A 19,225-nucleotide genomic window follows, 5' to 3' on the forward strand; every position below is an offset into this window, starting at 1 on the left:
TGATTTTCAAGGACATTTCAAGTTTTGCCAACAGTGTGAAATCATTCAAATTAGAGATCAAAATTCTTTCTGCAGAGCATTTAGATGCGCTTGTAGAACTAGATCGTATCTGTTTTAACGGTCTGTGGAGTCGAGAAGCTTATCTTAGGGAGCTAGAAAGTTCAACTAGCAATTTAATGGGCTTATTTTCTCCTATTCATCCCTTACAACTTTTGGGAGTAGGTTGTTTTTGGTCAATTTTAGAAGAAGCACATATTACAATCTTGGCTGTCCATCCCCAACATCAGAACCAAGGTTTAGGACAAATGTTACTTTGTTTTCTGCTTCAGAAAGCTTATAAGCAGGGTTTAGAGCGAGCGACATTAGAAGTACGGCCTTCCAACATAGCAGCAATTTCTTTATATCAGAAATTTGGTTTTAAAACCGCAGGACGACGACGACGATATTACATTGATAACGGGGAAGACGCTTTAATTCTTTGGTTAGGGGATTTGAAACATACCCAATTCCAAAAAACTCTGGATACCTGGCAAGAATTATTTAGCGATCGCCTCAAAAATTCTAACTGGGAAATATTTCTTGAGAAGTAGTTTCATCTATAAGCAACAGAATTTTTACTTATAGGTTTTTTGTCTTCAACAAACTTTATCAAAGCTGTCATCTACCTGAGAAACAAGCTTAACGTTATTTTTTCTTATTAATATCGAATATAGTATAAATAATTAAAATTAAGTATTTCTGGTCATAGACGAAATTAAAATAAAATGATATGGAAAATATGGTAGATTTGACATATTAATTGCAACTAAATCTTAAAATTACTGGTTTATAGCTAGCAGTTAACCAAAAACGTAACGTTCGGGTTGATTTTAGTCACATACTGAGTACAAAATAATCACAAAAACATAGTGATTACACAGAGAAGAAAAGTAGAGGATAATGTGACCTCTTTATCTTTCTACAGACATTGAAAATATTAGCCTGTGCTAAAATCAGCGTACCGGCACGACGCAGGTAATGGGACAATGTTTGAACGCTTCACAGAAAAAGCCATTAAGGTCATAATGCTCGCCCAAGAGGAAGCAAGACGTTTGGGGCACAACTTTGTTGGAACCGAACAAATTCTCCTGGGTCTGATTGGTGAGGGTACGGGAGTGGCTGCAAAAGTACTGAAATCCATGGGGGTCAATCTTAAAGACGCCCGGATTGAGGTAGAAAAAATCATAGGCCGGGGTTCGGGTTTTGTCGCGGTGGAAATACCATTTACACCAAGGGCAAAACGAGTTTTAGAACTGTCCTTGGAAGAGGCACGCCAACTGGGGCACAATTACATTGGCACAGAGCATCTGTTGTTAGGCTTAATCCGAGAAGGAGAAGGTGTAGCAGCTAGAGTGCTAGAAAACCTGGGCGTGGATTTATCTAAGGTCCGAACTCAAGTTATCCGAATGTTGGGAGAAACCGCTGAGGTGGCTGCTACTGGTCAATCAGGACGGACGAAGACCCCAACCTTGGATGAATTCGGTTCAAACCTGACTCAAATGGCAGGGGATGGTAAGTTAGATCCAGTTGTAGGACGCGCTAAAGAAATCGAGCGTGTCATTCAAATTTTGGGTCGACGTACAAAAAACAACCCTGTCTTAATTGGGGAACCAGGTGTAGGTAAAACTGCAATAGCTGAAGGTTTAGCGCAGCGAATCGCCAATAAAGATGTTCCTGACATCTTAGAAGAAAAACGTGTAGTAACTCTGGATATTGGTTTGCTGGTAGCAGGAACCAAATATCGGGGTGAATTTGAAGAACGCCTGAAGAAAATTATGGACGAAATTCGTCAGGCGGGAAATGTAATTTTAGTAATAGACGAAGTACACACCCTCATTGGTGCGGGTGCGGCTGAGGGCGCAATTGATGCAGCCAATATCCTTAAGCCAGCTTTGGCGCGGGGAGAATTGCAGTGTATTGGTGCAACGACCTTAGACGAGTATCGCAAGCACATCGAACGAGATGCTGCTTTGGAACGTCGTTTCCAACCAGTCATGGTGGGTGAACCATCTGTAGAAGAAACCATAGAAATTCTTTATGGTCTGCGCGACCGTTACGAACAACATCATAAGTTAAAGATTTCTGACGATTCCTTAGTTGCGGCGGCAAAATTATCCGACCGTTACATTAGTGATCGTTATTTACCAGATAAAGCTATTGACTTAATTGATGAAGCCGGTTCTCGCGTCCGCTTAATTAATTCTCAGTTACCACCAGCAGCGAAGGAATTAGATAAAGAGCTACGACAAATCTTGAAGGAAAAGGACGATGCTGTCCGCTCCCAAGATTTTGACCGAGCTGGCGAATTGCGCGATCGAGAAATGGAAATTAAATCCGAAATTCGCGCCATTGCTCAGAGCAAATCTAATTCTGGTCGTGCAGAAGGTGAAGAACCTGTAGTCACAGAAGAAGACATTGCTCATATTGTCGCATCTTGGACTGGGGTTCCTGTGAACAAGCTAACGGAATCGGAATCCGAAAAGCTGTTACACATGGAAGACACCTTGCACCAGCGCCTGATCGGTCAAGAAGATGCTGTGAAAGCAGTATCTCGGGCTATTCGTCGCGCTCGCGTAGGTTTGAAAAATCCCAATCGACCCATTGCTAGCTTTATTTTTTCTGGTCCAACTGGTGTTGGTAAAACAGAATTAGCGAAGTCTTTGGCTTCCTACTTCTTTGGTTCTGAAGAAGCAATGATTCGCTTGGATATGTCCGAGTTCATGGAGCGTCATACTGTCAGCAAATTGATTGGTTCGCCTCCTGGTTATGTCGGATACAACGAAGGTGGTCAGCTAACAGAAGCTGTACGTCGCCGTCCTTATACAGTAGTACTATTCGATGAAATCGAAAAAGCACATCCCGATGTGTTTAATATGCTACTGCAAATCTTGGAAGATGGTAGATTAACGGATGCAAAAGGTAGAACAGTAGATTTTAAAAATACTTTACTAATTTTGACATCCAATATCGGTTCCAAGGTCATTGAAAAAGGTGGTGGCGGTATTGGTTTCGAGTTTGCGGATGATGCAAGCGAGTCCCAGTACAATAGAATTAAGTCTTTGGTTAATGAAGAACTTAAGCAATATTTCCGTCCAGAGTTCCTCAACCGACTTGATGAAATTATTGTCTTCCGTCAACTGAGCAAAGACGAGGTCAAAGAAATTGCCGAAATCATGCTCAAAGAGGTATTTGGTCGTCTGGGCGAAAAAGGTATCAACTTAGAAGTTACTGATCGCTTCAAAGATCGTTTGATCGAAGAAGGTTATAGTCCCAGCTACGGTGCAAGACCATTACGTCGGGCTATTATGCGCTTGTTAGAGGATAGTCTTGCGGAAGAAATTCTCTCTGGTCGCATTAAGGACGGTGATACAGCAGTAGTTGACGTGGATGAGGGCGGTAACATTAAAGTTACTGGTCGAGAAAATCAGGACTCTTTACCACAAGCTGTTTCTTAATTACCTGATGAGAATATGAGATTTAAAGTTTACTTTTGAATCTCTGATTCTTGAATTTTTAATAAATAAATAAAAAACGGTAGGGATACTAATATCTCTACCGTTTTTTGTCGCAATTTATAGCACTATCTTTTCTGGTTAGATTTCCTGTTTCCACGTTCCCTGTCTTGGTCAGCATTCCGGCTGCGCCGGATTGCGCCTATCGGCGGCGCTGTTCCCTTTTAAGTAAAACATGATGTTCTAACTTATCTTCTTACTGCTATAAAAACCATAAATATTGTGCAAACAACAATACTCTCGATTCTGAAATGGGAAAAATAATCTCAGAATGATTGTGAAATACCCATATTTGTACTTGGAAAAATAAACGAGAGAATTTATGTTCAAAGTAGCAGTCGGTCATAGCAACGACCCAGATTCCGATTGTGCGATTGCTGAAGTTCTGGAACAGTGTCAAAAATCTTTAGCAGGAAAAATACCAAATGCGGGAATCTTATTTGCTGCGATTGATTTTGACCACAATCTGATTTTGCAAGAAATCGATCAAGTATTTCCAGGAATTGAGTTAATCGGAGGAACAACGGATGGAGAAATTTCCTCTGTATTAGGTTTTGAACAAGATTCGCTAACTTTAACGGTATTTTGTACGGATAATACAAATCTGAAAATATTAGCTGGTATTGGAGAAAATGTTTCTCTAAATCCGGTTGCTGCAACTTCTAGAGCGGTCGAACAAGCACTCAGCAAAAGCAGCAATCTAGCAGCCACAATATGTTTAACCATTCCCGAGACTCTGGGTAGTAGCGGAGTATCGATTTTGAATGGATTAAAGTTAGCTTTGGGACAACAAGTACCAATTTTTGGTGGTTTAGCAGCGGACCAAAATCGATTTCAACAAACTTATCAATTCTTTAAAACTAAAGTTTTCAGTGATTCCGTACCAGTTTTGTTATTCTGTGGAGAATTACTTTTTTCCCATGGAGTCGCAAGTGGTTGGAATCCCATAGGTAAAAAAAGTCTAGTAACTTCAGCCGATAAACATATCGTTTATGAAATTGATGGTGAACCAGCTTTACATTTTTACCACCGATATTTGGGTTCCTTAACACCTGCTGCTGAATATCCTCTGGCTATTTATGGGGATGTTACAGAGCAATTTTACATGAGAGCTCCTAAAACTCACGATTCTTCTAACGGTAGTATTACTTTTTTTGCTGATGTTCCCAATCAAGCATTAGTACAAATTACACAAGCAAGTTGTGATGATATTCTCACAGCTTCAAAAATATCAATGACAAATGCATTAGAAAATTATCCCGGTGTAGAACCCAAAGTAGTTTTGTTTTTTTCCTGCGCCTCAAGAAGACAAATTCTCGGTACTCGTGCTCGAGAAGAATATCAAATTGCTAAAAGTTGTTTGAAAATAGAACTACCTTGTTGTGGTTTCTATGCAAATGGTGAAATTTCTCCCAATTCGGGTTCTAATTGGACTTATTTCCATAATGAAACATTTGTGACTTTAATGTTAGGAGAAAAATAAACGAAATGACCATCGCAACGAATTTAGAACAAAAAATAAAAGATTTAGAAAAAGCTAATCGTATTCTTCAAAAAAAGCTCCAACGTTCTGAAGCTGATAGAATAAATTTAGAAGAGAATAATCACAAAAAAGAATCTTTGCTCAAACAGGTTATTAAAGAGTTTAAAACAACTCAATTACAACTAGTTCACAATGAGAAAATGTCTTCCTTAGGTCAATTAGTTGCAGGAGTTGCTCATGAAATTAATAATCCTGTTAACTTTATTCATGGTAATATTTTTCATGCCCGTGAATACATATTAGACCTACTTAGATTAGTCAAAACTTACGAGCAAACATATTCAGATATTTCACCAGAAATTAAAGATTTAGGCGAAGAGATAGATTTAGAATTCATTCATCAAGATTTGCCAAAACTAATAAATTCTATGCAAATAGGGGCTGAGAGAATTCGTGAAATTGTTAATTCTCTCCGTACCTTTTCTCGTTTAGATGAAGCAGAAGTCAAAGCTGTCGATATTCATGAGGGGATAGACAGCACACTTATGATTTTACAAAACCGTTTAAAAGCTAAAAATGAACAAACTCAGAACATTGAAGTTAGAAAATATTACGGCGAACTGCCAAAAATTCAATGTTATGCTGGACAACTCAATCAGGTATTCATGAATATCATTGCTAATGCGATCGATGCTTTGCAAGAAATGGAAAATAATAAAAATAAGCAGGAAAATCAGTTACTGACAATATCCATTCACACCTCAGTGCTCGCAAATCATCGAGTAGCAATAAAAATAATAGATAATGGGTCGGGAATTCCCGAAGAAATTCAAAAAAATATTTTTAATCCCTTTTTCACTACAAAACCTGTAGGTCAGGGAACCGGTTTAGGGATGTCAATTAGCCATCAAATTATTACAGAAATGCACGATGGTTCTCTAACCTGTAGTTCAGAGATAGGAAAAGGAACTTGTTTTACCATTGAAATTCCGGTTAAACATGGTTGTTATTCCAGTTAATTCAAGTTGTTGACTTGGAAATAAAAATATATTTATTAAATTTCTTCTGACACCATTTTTTCTACATATTTCTGGACTAAAGGAACTTGGAAGCTTACTGGTGGAATTTCATCTTGATTTTTGATTGTAATCTTGTCTACTTCCAAAATCTCTTTTCTTACTAACGAGTTTATTACTGATTTATCCGAAATTTTCAGAGGTTTCCCTTGAACTAAATTCTGAAGCGATCGCTGTTCTTTATCATTAAGACTTGTCCATGAATATCGGAAATATAAGTCTCCTCGTTCTAAAACTATGGGTATAACCTTTTCCACATCTTCTTGGTTAGCTTTGGAAATCTCTGCATCTCTGCCATTTTTTCTAATATCTTTATTAAGTAATTCTACTATTTCGTAGCAAACTAGCTGAACTAAATAAGGTTGACAGCGAGTTAAATGGAGAATCCGATTCACAGCATCTTCTTCATAGATGTCAGGAAAATCTGGTATGGGCTTAGTAATTAATTCTTTTGCTTCTAATTCTTTAAGGTAGGTAATCCGAATAGCATGAGCATTAATTAGGTAATTACTCCAATAAATAGGAAGTTCATCAAGTAAGTGGGACCCACAAAAGAGTAAAATCCAATTATTATAGTCTTGCAAAATGTGACGAATAAAATTGAGAGGTGCGTAACTGTTGGTAGATTTCACTAATTGATCCAAGCATTCATATTCGTCAAAACATAAGAGAAATCTTTTCTCAGGAAATTTGTTCTCTATTTTCCTAAACCATTTTTGTAATATAGGAAATGGATCTTGAGCTAACTTGTCCAAATTCAATTCTGGTAAATCAATACTTTGGCGTAAGCGTCGCGTTCCTTCAATAATTTCCTCTACTAAAAACTCTGCAAACCCGCTTAGGGTTGTTGCAGATGCTGCTCCTTGAATATCTACTCGTAATGGTAATAGGTTAGCACTAAGTTTTACTGGCAGATATTTGAGAGTTGAAGTTTTGCCACTGCGACGTCCACCATACAACAATAAAACTGGTGCTTGTTCTTGGGATGTTGACGCCTCTATTTCGTGAAATAAATCAACTCTTCCTTTGAAACGACTCTTTGCAATATTAGGATCTAAAGCGTTTCCAGGAATATAAACCTGTCGAATTTCCTGGGAAGCCTTAGCACTATCTTTCAATAGATCTTTTTTTGACTGTAGAATTTCTCTCCAACTTTGAGCGATTTTGCCAATATAGGTAGCTATTTGCGGCTCGCTAACTAAGGAAATATTATGGAATACTTCTTCTAACGAAATTACATTTTTTTCTAGTAATTTATATCTGAGGTAATCAGAGGGTATTTCGAAATATTGGTGGACGTCCTTCGCTATGTCTAGAAGTCGGCGTAGTGTCCATTCAATATGTTTAGAAGAATTCGAATGAATCCAAGCCACTTCCTCTTTATTCGCAGTATTTGCAATATCCTCTATAGTTTGACATTGATTGAGAGTATACAGAGCTATTTGCAAATTAGCTTTAAATGCTACTTTTTGTTGATTAGTGGAAGTCGTTAAATATTTAATAGTTGTATTTGCTATTTCAGTATTTTCTTTATAAGTATCCATAATCATTTCAACCATAAAAGGTAAGGGAAATATAATTTTTTCATCGAAGCGGGATGGTAAATATCCAATCCAGTATGATGCTTTTCCACCTCTAGAGAAGACAAATAAGGCGGACATACATAGTAATTCTGCAATCCATACAATGATTGGAACCAAGAGAAATACACCACCCCAGATCATAATTATTCTTTGGTCAGGAGCATCTGCTAGTGCCAAACAGGATACCAAACTTAATGCTGTACCAGCAGTTACACCTAATGCGACACCAGAAGCTACACCTGATACCACAATCCATGCTATGCACCATATTACAAGCCACGATGCAACAAAAATCCAGGTTGAACTCCATTCAACACCTAATAAAATAGCTAAGAATAATAAAATACCTAATACCCTTGCCCACTTCATACCCCATTCCCAACCCAAAGATACACCCCACGCTGTTCCTAAAAATACTCCCCATATAGCAGGGAACCATTGATTAGTAACAAGCAGAGTTATTAGAGAGTATGGTGTCAAACCCAAAAGTAATATAACGACTACAAAAATAAATAAAATACCAAAAGAGAACTCAAACCACTTTTCTAGTCTTTGATTATCACTACGCGCAAACCATAAGCCTAACAACCAACCCATCCAAAAAAAACAAGTATGAGTCCAATTAAAGCCATTTACTGGCAAAACTTCATACACTAAACCAAGTAATAGTGCAGCCAAAATTGGTATTAAAGCAGTTACACACCAAACTTGATTAGCGTAATTCTGCAAGCGGGGATTATTAGAAAAATCAGCTTTCAGTTTGAAAGGATTATCTGCAGGTTTTAACTCTGGATGAATCTCTAGTAACCAGTTAGCAAATGTATAGGGTTTTAAATAAGACCACCAAAGAATACGAACACACTGAATCAAATAAATCCAAAATTTAGTCAATGGTAATTCTTGAGTCATAACTAATTTCCAATCTCAAATAGTTCATTAAAAAATTTTTGTATTAAATCACTAACTTCCAACTTATCTAAGCAAATAAGAACTATAGAAATCAATAAAGCAATCCCGATAATTGCCTTGTGAAACTTATCAAAAAAATCACCAACATCGAAGGAAAACTTACCTAAGGAAGAGAATATACTCAATAATTTATCCCAATGATTTAATTTTAGGAAAGTAATCTTACTTTGTCTAACATTTATATTTTTTATAAACTTAATTCTTGCCCATTTTATATCCCTACCTTGTTGACGTGCTTCCCATAAATAAAAACAGGATAATTGTAATTTATAAGGATGTAATTCGCCCCATTCTATCGCTTTTTTTTGTTCGTTTAAATGTAGCTCTGCTGATATTTTGTTTTTACTAATAAGTGATGTAATCTTTATCGCTTCATCTTCTGTTAATTTTCCTAATTCTAAAGTATGACCAATATTGAAAAAAGGAGAACTTAATTCTTTCTCACGAGCATAATCTGCAAGACTTCTACGTGATGCTATTACTAGCATTAAAGCGCTATCATCCATTAAGTAGCGTAAATGGTCATAAAATCCCTTATCAAATTTTTGTGGGCGTTCCAATAATCGACCAAAATCATCCAAGCAAATAACTGGTAATATTTTCTTCTCTTGAAAACTCCTGATTATCCTAGAAAATTTTCTACGATTGATAGATTTATTTAGAAAAGTTTTTTTTAGATAAATGAGTGGTTGATTTGAACTTTCTACTAAATTATCTACTACTTCTTCATAAAAATCCCCTTCTGTTTGACAACGAGAGAGTGATAAATAAATTACGATATATTTTTCATCGTTTATAACTCTTTCTCTCCAAGTTTGATAAAAATGATAAAGAAGAGAGGATTTACCAATTTTTTTCTCACCGATAATATTGATACTTATCGGCTGTATTCCTGTCATTCTATTTACAATAGCTCTCATCTCATCTTCACGACCTACAAATAATCGGCGATCCTTAAGAATTCCATCTATTACAAAGGGATTGCGATAATTAATATTCATATTAAGAAAGTAATTTTGAATAGAATACTTTTGTATCTCAACTTTGCATTTACCCTTTCATTACAGGTTTAATGCATTCTTTTAACTCATATTTATGAATGTAAAATGCATCCTATATGACAAAATTAAAATTTTTATGGAAGCTTAGAGAATTATTAGTACACCAGAAAAAATACATTCATGCTATCTTTTACTCCGATATATAAAGACTTACATAAATACGACTATATAATCAAGTTAATAAAGTGATTTATCCTTTTAAATCCTCTTTTTTAAAAAGTATTTATTCACTCATATATATGCTGATTGAATATTCTTTTTATTTGTCTGAGGAATGTATAAAATTTGATTTTTATTCATTTATGATGTAATGAATCGTTTGCGTAGCGTTTACATTTAGGAAAAAGTAATAGTATTATCTAACTTTTTTTGATTATTTTATTCGCAATGATAACTTATTATTAAATCCTAAAAATTAGTATAATTCCGTTATTATCGTAGCTGATTTTTTATTTGGTCAGTAATATTTTCTCACTAGATTATTCAAAATAAAAATATGATATTCATTCGGGCACACTGATGTGTGCCCCTATAGTTTATAAATTATGAGAATAATTGCTTTTGAAGCATCCCTTATAATTCTCTAAGACATTTCCACATACTTCCGGAATAAAGGCACATTGAAACTTAATTTTCCAAATAAGTCAGTATTTATTCCAAACACAGCTTCTTGCTTTAAGACTTCTTTCCGTACTAGCGATCGCACTATTAATTTATCTTCACGTTTGGGTTTCTCACCGTCTGATAGGCGATAGAGGAAGTTTTTTTCTTCATCTGTAAAACGAGACCATTGTTCTCGAAAATATTGATCGCCCCGTTCTATAACTACAGGGATAACGGCTTTAACGTCTTCTAACGAAGCTCTTGTTATACCGCGAACTCTTTTTTCCTTTTTAATTATTTCATTTAGTCGCTCTATCAATTCAAAACATACTAATTGAACTAGATATGGCTGACAATGAGTAACCTTAATAATTTCATCTACAGCGTCATTTTCATAAATGGTATGGGAAAAATCCTTAACGGGACGCAAAATTAAATCTCGTGCTTCCGACTCTTCTAAAAAAGTCATTCGCAAAGCGCGGGTATTAATTAAGTAATCACTCCAATAAGGTGGTTGTTCTGATAACTCGTGGGAACCACTAAATAATAGAGTCCAAGCAGGCATATGCTGTAGAATATGGCGTAAAAAATTAAGTGGAGCTTTAGTACCTGTTGCTTCGATTATTTCACTTAATCTTTCATATTCATCTAAGCACAGAAGAAATCTTTTATTTGGAACAACACGTTCTATTTGTAATAACCAATCTTGAAGAGCTAAAAATGGCTCTTTTTCTAACTTTCTCTGATTTGGTTCTGGTAAATTTAAACGTCGGGGTAAGCGCTTTGCAGATTGAACAATTTGTTTTGCTATTTGTTCTGCTAAACCTGTAAGAGTCGTTGCAGCAGCTGCTCCTTGAATATCAATTAGTAAAGGTATAAGATTAGCTCCTACCCTACGCGGTAGGTATTTAAGAGCCGAAGTTTTTCCGGTACGACGTCCTCCGTAAAGTAGTAATGCAGGTGGTGGGTCTAAAAGGGCTATAGTTTCAATTTCCTGAAATATTTTGTGTCTCCCTTTAAAACGTTCTTGGGCTTTGTCAGGATCTAAAGCACTACCAGGGATATATACTTGTCGAATTTCCTCTGACTCAATTGTCTCTTTTCTCCATTCATCTTTTCGTGCTGTCATTAGTTCTAGCCACCGTTCAGCTATACTCCCGAACGTCGCAGCCAAACGAGAATTTCGTTCTCTAGCTAATTTATCGGTAACTTCTCGTAAGTTACAAATCGAATCTTGCAGGGTTTGATAACCACGATAGGTGGAACTAGCATGAATCGCAGAATTAACATTCTGGCTAACATCTAAAAAACTGGGTACTACCCAATTTTTATCTTGAGATATTGGTAAAGGAGTCCAATCGAGTTGATTTGCAACTTTTGCAATATCGTCAATAGTTTCACATTTTTTGAGGCTATGCAAAGCAATTGTAGCGATCGCATCTGCTGCTACCCTTTGTTGGCTTGTAGAATTAATTAAATAATCGATTGTTTCACGTGCAATCGCTTGGTTTTGAAGATAAGCATTCGCAATCATCTGCGCCATAAAAGGTAACGGTATGATGATACGTTGGTCGAAACGAACTGGTAAGTAAAGTAATAATGATGCGGCATCAGTACGTAGGGAAATTAAAAATAATACTGACATCCAAATAACTTCTACAAACCAAACAATAACGGGAACTAGAAGAAATAATATCCCCAAACATTCAACTAACTTCGGGTCAGAATCTACTCCCCAACCAACTCCGAATAATACTCCCAGTGCAAAGCCCAGTACTACACCTGAAGTTGCGCCAGAAGCAACTATCCAGCCTACGCGCCAAGCCAAACGCCATTTAATCAGACTCAATAAAAGGACAAATATAATCCCTAATATTAATACCAATGCAACCCCTAAAATCATTCCCCATCCGATACCCCAAGCAACTCCCCAAGCAATACCTAAAGCAGCACCCCAACCTATAACTTGAACCTCAGAAGGTACTAAAAACTGAGCAACGATTAGTATTGCAAGTACAAATACGAAAAGTCCTTTAAACCATGTCTCTAGTCTCTGATTCTCGCTCCGTGCTAAGCCTAAACCAATCCACCAACCTACAAAAAAAAGCAAGCTCAATACCCAGTTAAAATTACCAAGTGTTGTCTGTATTAATAATCCTATGGGTACAACAACTATAAGAGGAACTACAGCCGTTATCCACCAAACTTGCTCTGCGTATTTTTTTAAAGGAGGGTTATTTGCGAAATCAGCTTGATATTTAAAGGGATTATCTTTTGGTTTTAATTCTGGGTGTATTTCAGCGAGCCAATTTTGGAAGCTATAGGGCTGAAAGTATGAACTATAAAGAATACGTATGCATTCACTTAGATAGGTCTGAACATTTGATATGAATATACTCTGAGTCATAACTATCTCCCTATTAAATCTCGAAAGTATTTGACAAAAGTCTCCACAGGTAAAACTTTCACCACGACCAAAATCAACAAACTTAAAATAACTAATCCAATAATGCTTTTAGTAAAATTTTCTAAAGTCTCAACAAATCCCCCTATGATTATTGGTAGTTTTTTAAACCACCAAAAAATATTATTTTTCTCGGGTTTTTCTTTTTTCAAAAAGTAAGGTAGATGAGGCGATTTTCTTTTTTTCTCTTGCTCAAATAATTTTTTCTGTTGTTCAAATTGTTTTTTTGCCCATTTGATACCCTTATGGTTGTAACGAGATTCCCATAAATAAGAGGCGGCTAATTGCAATAAATAAGGATGACATTTTCCCCAAGAATATACACATTTCTGCTCCTCAGTATTTAAAAGTGGCTTTTTATCATTTGCAGTCATATCAGATAATTTTGTGAGTTCAATGGCTTCATCTGATGTAAATTCACTTAATTTGATAGTATGACCGACATTGAAAAAGCGAGACACAAAACGATACTTATCTGCATAAATATTCAGAGTTTCACAAGATGCTAAGATAAGCATCAGAACATTGTTATCCATTAAAGAACGTAAATTATCATAGAAACCATTGTCGAATTCCTTAGGATATTTCAAAAGATTTTCAAAATCATCTAGACAAAGAACTGGGAGCAAACCTTGATGTTCAAATTCTGCTATTGCTGTAGAAAATCCAATTCTATCGAGAGATTTTTTTTGCAAGAGCTCTTTTAAAATAGGTTTTGCTTGTACCCCAGAACAACTCAATAAATCTTGAGCGATAATTCCATAAAAATTTTCTTCTTTTTGGCAATATGCTTTTTTTAGGGATATATAAATAACTACATATTTATTCGGATTTCTCACCTTTGAGTGCCAAATCACAGAGAAGTAATACAGCAGAGAAGATTTACCAATTTGTGTTTCACCAACAATACTCACACTAGTTGGTTGCACGCCACTCATTCGAGAAAATATTGCTTGTAACTCTTCTTTTCGACCTACAAACAATTGTGGGTTTTGTAGCTTTGGACCGGCCACAAATGGGTTGGTTGGATGCATTTCGATAATTCGTAACTTTTGATACTGATTATAATTTTTATCTTTTCAAGTACATGTCTAGAGAGCAACAATCAAGCAAATAGCGAATTTTGAGTCATATAGAGCGTTAAGAGCTTTATAAGAATGAAATATTATATTTTTATTATTAATTCTTCTCAAGTAAACAGGTTAGGACAAAAATTCTTATTCTGTTGGTAATAAGCTATATTTGTTGAAATCGGGTCAGATTATTACTTGTAGTTGGTTATTTAAACAAGTGAAGTGATTTAGACAAGTAAAAATCAAACAAGTAAAAATCAAACAAGTAAAAATCAAACAAGTAACAACTGGCTTCATTGCATAAATTTTGAACTGAATAAAATCCAAGACAAAGCATTAATAACACTGATCGCAAGGTTGTTTGTCAATTGACCTGATCAGAAGAAGAATGTAAAACTGAAATTTGCTGAAAAGCTTAGTTTATAATTTCATAGGTCCAGTTAGGCTCAGAGAAAATATAGAAAATATTAAAAGTTATCTAAGTATTACTACTCACAAAAGAGACAAGGTGTAAAGTCGGCATGGCAAAGAAGCATACCTTTAGCTTCAAAATAATCAAGGTATCTGTTTAATTTTTGAATATGTATTATGAATTCTAAAGAAAGTGAATCAAAAAAAGTAGCCCTCAATCGATGGAACAGTCTGCGAGAAAACCTAATCGTAATTGGTATTGCTTTATTATTAGCGTTTTTAATTCGTACTTTTATCGCTGAACCTCGATTGATCCCTACAGGTTCAATGCTTCCAACTTTACATACTGGCGATCGCCTAATTATAGAAAAAATATCCTATCGTTTTCATCCACCAAAAATTGGTGACATTATAGTTTTTTTGCCACCAGAAAGATTACAGCGTCAAGGATTTGAGAAGGACCAAGCCTTTATTAAACGAATAATTGGCGAACCGGGAAAAACGGTTGCGATAAAAGATGGCACAGTATTTCTTAACAATGAACCCTTGGAAGAAAACTACATTGCCGAAGCTCCAGAACGTCCTTACCCGGACAGAGAAAATCCACAATTTTGTCAACAGCAGCTAGTTCCAACTAATGAATTTTTTGTTTTGGGGGACAATCGTAACGATAGTCGAGATTCCCGCTATTGGTGTTTCGTTCCCAAAGAAAATATCATTGGTCGCGCAGTATTTCGGTTTTGGCCTTTTGATCGCATTGGATCGACTTGATGCTTGGGGATAGCACTGCATGCCGCCGCTGAGAAGGTGCTGCGCGTTTGGACGCATCCTACGGATGAACGTGGCGCAATACCTACGGTACACTGCGTTAGCAGCCGCGCGTTCTTAGCGGCATATGGGGACTGGGTACTGGGGACTGGGGATTGGTGACTAGTAACTCCTCCCTACTCATTACTGTACGCTGTGTACACTTACGTGTCCCGCTAGACCGCGCGCCACGAGCGGCGAATGCTAACGCGCCCCCCTGTTCGCTGTAAGCGCATCCAAGATGCACCTGCGGTGAACGCTAACATTACTTGTTACTTATTACTTATTACTTATTACTTATTACTCATTACTCATTACCCATTACCTGATCGCTAAAATCTCAAAAAATACATCAGTTGGGCAATTACATCAGCGGGTAGCTTTAGGCGTCGCTTAAAATCTGCTAAATTTCGGTAAGGCCCTGCCGATAAACGGTTTTCTACTATACCTTGCGCCAAAGATAGATCGACAAAAGGTATTTTTGCCAAACTCTCTACGTCTGCTGTGTTGGGATTGATTAAGTGAACTGGGCTATCTAAAGATTCTTCATCGTAATAAGTAAAACTAAGAATCGGTTTGAGTACCTCTAATCTTTGTATTGGCATACTCAAAGCCGCTGCTATATCTTCTATACAGTAAAATTTTACCCCTCCAGCCGCTAATTCAACTAAAGAGCGAGCTTGGTGAATTGACAAACCGGGTAATCGCAACCAATCATCTACCGTTGCTTGATTAACATCGATACGGATACCAACTTGAGCCGCGATCGCAATTTCTTCAGCAGATTGTAGCCGATAATATGGATCGTTAAGTAATTTGGAACGCAATCTCTGTAGTCTGGGATTTAATGGCAACCAATTATTCACGATGCTCTTTGGATTCAAGATATTTCATCTAGCAGTTGGCGGCGTTTTTGCTCAAATTCATATTCAGATATTAATCCATCTTGGCGTAGAGAATCTAGTTCTCGCAAAGCCTCAGCTACAGATGATACCTGCTGACCGGTTTGTTTGAAACTTTTAACAGCGGATTTACCCAAATTAAAATTGCGATCAAAAGCTTCTTCATCTTGAGCTAAATACCAAACCCCTTCGATTGCACTGGCAACTTTGGGAATTGGGGTCCAAGATAGTAACACGTATAAAATACCCCACAGGGGTTGTCCTAAATAAAATTTATGCAATCCTGAAATTGTCAATGTTCCTGAAAAAGCTAGAATTGCAGCAATACTTCGACTTTTGCGCTGATTAAACATTTCCCTTTATAAATTTGTTTGTTGGTGGGGATTAGGGATTAGGGACTGGGGATTGGGGGGGATTGGTGAATGAATTTTTACGTCACATGCTTGACGTAGACGCTAAATCCATATGAGACTTGCAGCCTTATTGCGGAATTACCCTGACCCTATTACCCAGTCGCTAGTCGCCAATCCCCCATAAAACAGTCAAGTGTTGATATCTGGGTAAAAAACAGTACCCGAAAACGAACTTGTTCACCTTTATGAATTGCCTACACTAGAATAAAACTAGTGGGAAAATTAAAAGCTGCTGGGTATTGTCGCTCAGGTTATATAAAGCAAAATGGGATTCTTCGACTCTGATATAGTACAACAAGAAGCAAAACAACTTTTTGAAGACTACCAAGGACTAATCAAACTTGGTAATAGTTACGGCAAGTTCGATCGAGAAGGCAAAAAGCTGTTCATCGAACAAATGGAAGCAATGATGGAACGCTATCGAGTGTTCATGAAACGTTTTGAGTTGTCCGAAGATTTTATGGCGCAAATGACCATGGAACAACTCAAAACTCAACTGGGTCAGTTTGGGGTTACCCCCCAACAAATGTTCGATCAAATGAACTCGACATTGGAAAGAATGAAAGCTGAGTTAGATCGGCAAAATTAGTTTTAACAGTAGATAATAAAAATTAGGACGTCGTATTTTGCCTGAAAGGGAACAGGGAACAGCGCGACTACCAAGCAACAACGCAAGTTGCAATCCGGTGCAGCCACCCCGTAGGGTGGGCAAGAGTCGCAAGATAGAGAACAGAAAATCTCCTAGTCTTTAAGCAAAAGCCATCTCTGTAATTAGTTGGCTTAAATTGGGCTTACCTGGACTTTGGACGAGGAAATTTTGAAGGTGATTTAAAGTTTTCTTTGGGTTGATTTTTTAGTGCTTGCATCATAAAATCGCGCCACACTGGAGCTACCATTCCACCTCCTGTTGCACCTCTAGATAAAGTCCTATTGTCATCTCTACCTACCCAAACTGCAGTTGTTAGTTGAGGTACTGTACCTACAAACCAAATATCTTTTTCAGAAGAAGTAGTTCCAGTTTTCCCTGCTGCGGGACGACCAATTGCCGCATTGGGCGCTGTACCCCCTGGAGCAATAACCGAGCGCATAATATCAATTGTTGAGGCTGCAGCCCAAGGGTCAAGAACTAGCTGAGGTTTAGGTGTATTATCTAACAATACATTACCACTACTGTCAGTAACACGCAACATGACTGTTGTTGGAGATTGCCAACCATAGTTTGCTAAAGTCGCATATGCACCAGCCATTTCTAATGGGGTTACTCCAATTGCTCCCAAGGGTAAGGATGTAACTGGTGACATTGGACTCATAATTCCCAAAGTGCGACTAGTTTCAACAACTTTATTCATCCCTATAGCTTTGCCCACTTTGATTACAGGAACGTTTCGGGATAAAGCCAAAGCTCTACGAATTGGCATTGGTCCAGCAAAACTATTATCGTAATTTCTGGGATAATACCAACCCCTACCATCTCGATATCTTACTGGCGTATCGTAGACGGTTGTATTAGGAGTATATTTACCTGTAGCGAAAGCTGTGTAATAAACCAGTGGTTTAAATGAAGAACCTGGTTGTCGCAAAGCTTGAGTAGCGCGGTTAAATTCACTGGTTTTATAATTTACTCCGCCAACTAGTGCTTTCACAAAATGAGTTCGAGGATCTACTGCAGCAAGAGCAATTTGATTTTTATATAATCCACGCCGCAGAAGTCGATTATGCCACTTACTGACGGTCTTCTCCGCCATTTTTTGAAAATTAATATCTACAGTGGTTTGTACTCGCATACCTCCTTTAAGTAAAGCATCGCGCCCAAACTTCTTCGCTAATTCCTGAGATACAGCATTCGTTATGTAAGGCAAATTACTACTGCGGAAAGATTGTATTTTACCAAGTTTAATTTCTTGTTTGACAGCTTCTTCATATTCTTCTGGGGTGATCCAATTTAATTTCAGCATTCGCCCCAAAACAATTTCTTGTTGTTCTTTTGCCCCTTTCATATTTCCAAAGGGACTGTATCTTTCTGGTGCTTGAATTAAGCTTGCCATCATCGCCGCTTCAGCAAGCGTAAGTTTATCTGCAGTTTTATTAAAGTAACTACGTGCAGCAGTTTGAGCCCCATAATTATTATGTCCCCAATACACTTGATTGAGGTACATTTCTAAAATTTGATTTTTTTTAAATATTTGTTCTAAGCGAATAGCTAATACAGCTTCTGCAATTTTTCGCTCAAACTGTCGTCTGCGATTTAAAAACAGGTTTTTCACCAATTGCATGGTGATGGTGGAACCACCCTGGGAAACCTCACCTCCCCTTAAGTTTACGACCAAAGCACGTCCTACACCAGCAGGGTTAATACCGTGGTGTTGATAGAAGTGATCGTCTTCCATCGCCAGTACAGCACGTTTGAGGTGAGGAGAAATTTTTTCTAAAGGTACAACTTCACGGTTCGCTTCACCATGAATACTAGTCAAAAGTTTACCTTTTACGTCATACATGTGAGTAGTTTCTGTAGGCACAAAACTACGAAGCTGTCTCACATCCGGTAGGTTACGGAAACTGATTGCTAAACCAACCAAACCTCCGGCTACAATAGAGCTTGTCAGCATTGCGAGTGCAAGGAGAGTACCACCAGTTACCTGACCAACTCCCTTGACAAACTCGAAAACCGATAAATTTTGACGTTCGGGCTGATTTTGTTCAAAAGTCCTAGACGACACGGTGTTTTTACTTCCTCATTTGTATATATAGCGTGTAAATTAAGCAGGTAAAGCAAAGCGGTTTATTTTCTGCAATTATATTAGCTTGGCAGGTAAACTCCCAGGCGAATCA

At 37.3% G+C, this 19,225-nt stretch carries 13 protein-coding genes; 6 read left to right on the plus strand and 7 right to left on the minus strand.

The window, feature by feature from the left end; translation table 11 throughout:
• Positions 1–35: 35 nt before the first annotated feature.
• The 4 genes from rimI (at position 36) to BC008_RS27900 (ending at position 6,053) form a co-directional block, all read left to right on the plus strand.
• Positions 36–590, plus strand: a complete 555-nt coding sequence (gene rimI, locus BC008_RS27885; RefSeq protein ID WP_027842713.1) for a ribosomal protein S18-alanine N-acetyltransferase — start codon at positions 36–38, stop codon at positions 588–590.
• A 435-nt stretch (positions 591–1,025) separates the two neighbouring features.
• On the plus strand, positions 1,026–3,494 hold the full coding sequence (locus BC008_RS27890; RefSeq protein ID WP_027842712.1) for an ATP-dependent Clp protease ATP-binding subunit: 2,469 nt from the start codon (positions 1,026–1,028) through the stop codon (positions 3,492–3,494).
• Between the two features lie 379 nt (positions 3,495–3,873).
• Positions 3,874–5,034, plus strand: a complete 1,161-nt coding sequence (locus tag BC008_RS27895) for an FIST signal transduction protein (RefSeq protein WP_027842711.1) — start codon at positions 3,874–3,876, stop codon at positions 5,032–5,034.
• A gap of 5 nt (positions 5,035–5,039) precedes the next feature.
• On the plus strand, positions 5,040–6,053 hold the full coding sequence (locus tag BC008_RS27900) for a sensor histidine kinase (protein ID WP_036265164.1): 1,014 nt from the start codon (positions 5,040–5,042) through the stop codon (positions 6,051–6,053).
• A 35-nt stretch (positions 6,054–6,088) separates the two neighbouring features.
• Here the strand turns inward: BC008_RS27900 and BC008_RS51585 are convergent, their stop codons facing one another.
• The 4 genes from BC008_RS51585 to BC008_RS27920 all read right to left on the minus strand — a co-directional run bounded on the left by BC008_RS51585 (position 6,089) and on the right by BC008_RS27920 (position 13,704).
• On the minus strand, positions 6,089–8,602 hold the full coding sequence (locus BC008_RS51585; protein ID WP_027842709.1) for a hypothetical protein: 2,514 nt from the start codon (positions 8,600–8,602) through the stop codon (positions 6,089–6,091).
• A 2-nt stretch (positions 8,603–8,604) separates the two neighbouring features.
• Complete coding sequence (locus tag BC008_RS27910; RefSeq protein WP_027842708.1) at positions 8,605–9,663, minus strand: TniB family NTP-binding protein; 1,059 nt, start codon at positions 9,661–9,663, stop codon at positions 8,605–8,607.
• A 643-nt stretch (positions 9,664–10,306) separates the two neighbouring features.
• Entirely contained in the window at positions 10,307–12,733 is a 2,427-nt protein-coding gene (locus BC008_RS27915; protein WP_027842707.1) for a DUF456 domain-containing protein, read from the minus strand.
• Between the two features lie 2 nt (positions 12,734–12,735).
• Positions 12,736–13,704, minus strand: coding sequence for an AAA-like domain-containing protein (locus BC008_RS27920; protein ID WP_235595946.1), 969 nt, complete (start codon positions 13,702–13,704; stop codon positions 12,736–12,738).
• 747 nt (positions 13,705–14,451) lie between these two features.
• Between BC008_RS27920 and lepB the strand changes: the two genes are divergently transcribed.
• On the plus strand, positions 14,452–15,045 hold the full coding sequence (lepB, locus tag BC008_RS27925; protein WP_027842706.1) for a signal peptidase I: 594 nt from the start codon (positions 14,452–14,454) through the stop codon (positions 15,043–15,045).
• 368 nt (positions 15,046–15,413) lie between these two features.
• Here lepB and BC008_RS27930 read toward each other — a convergent pair whose 3' ends face one another.
• A complete protein-coding gene (locus BC008_RS27930) occupies positions 15,414–15,947 on the minus strand; it encodes a helix-hairpin-helix domain-containing protein (protein ID WP_027846137.1) in 534 nt (177 codons plus the stop codon).
• Between the two features lie 14 nt (positions 15,948–15,961).
• Entirely contained in the window at positions 15,962–16,336 is a 375-nt protein-coding gene (locus BC008_RS27935) for an NINE protein (protein WP_027846136.1), read from the minus strand.
• 325 nt (positions 16,337–16,661) lie between these two features.
• Here BC008_RS27935 and BC008_RS27940 point away from each other — a divergent pair, with 325 nt between their 5' ends.
• Positions 16,662–16,985, plus strand: a complete 324-nt coding sequence (locus BC008_RS27940) for a DUF1825 family protein (protein ID WP_027846135.1) — start codon at positions 16,662–16,664, stop codon at positions 16,983–16,985.
• A gap of 202 nt (positions 16,986–17,187) precedes the next feature.
• Here BC008_RS27940 and BC008_RS27945 read toward each other — a convergent pair whose 3' ends face one another.
• A complete protein-coding gene (locus tag BC008_RS27945; protein ID WP_027846134.1) occupies positions 17,188–19,113 on the minus strand; it encodes a transglycosylase domain-containing protein in 1,926 nt (641 codons plus the stop codon).
• Between the last annotated feature and the right edge of the window lie 112 nt (positions 19,114–19,225).

The sequence above is a fragment of the Mastigocoleus testarum BC008 genome (assembly GCF_001456025.1).
In the GTDB taxonomy this organism is placed as follows: domain Bacteria; phylum Cyanobacteriota; class Cyanobacteriia; order Cyanobacteriales; family Nostocaceae; genus Mastigocoleus; species Mastigocoleus testarum.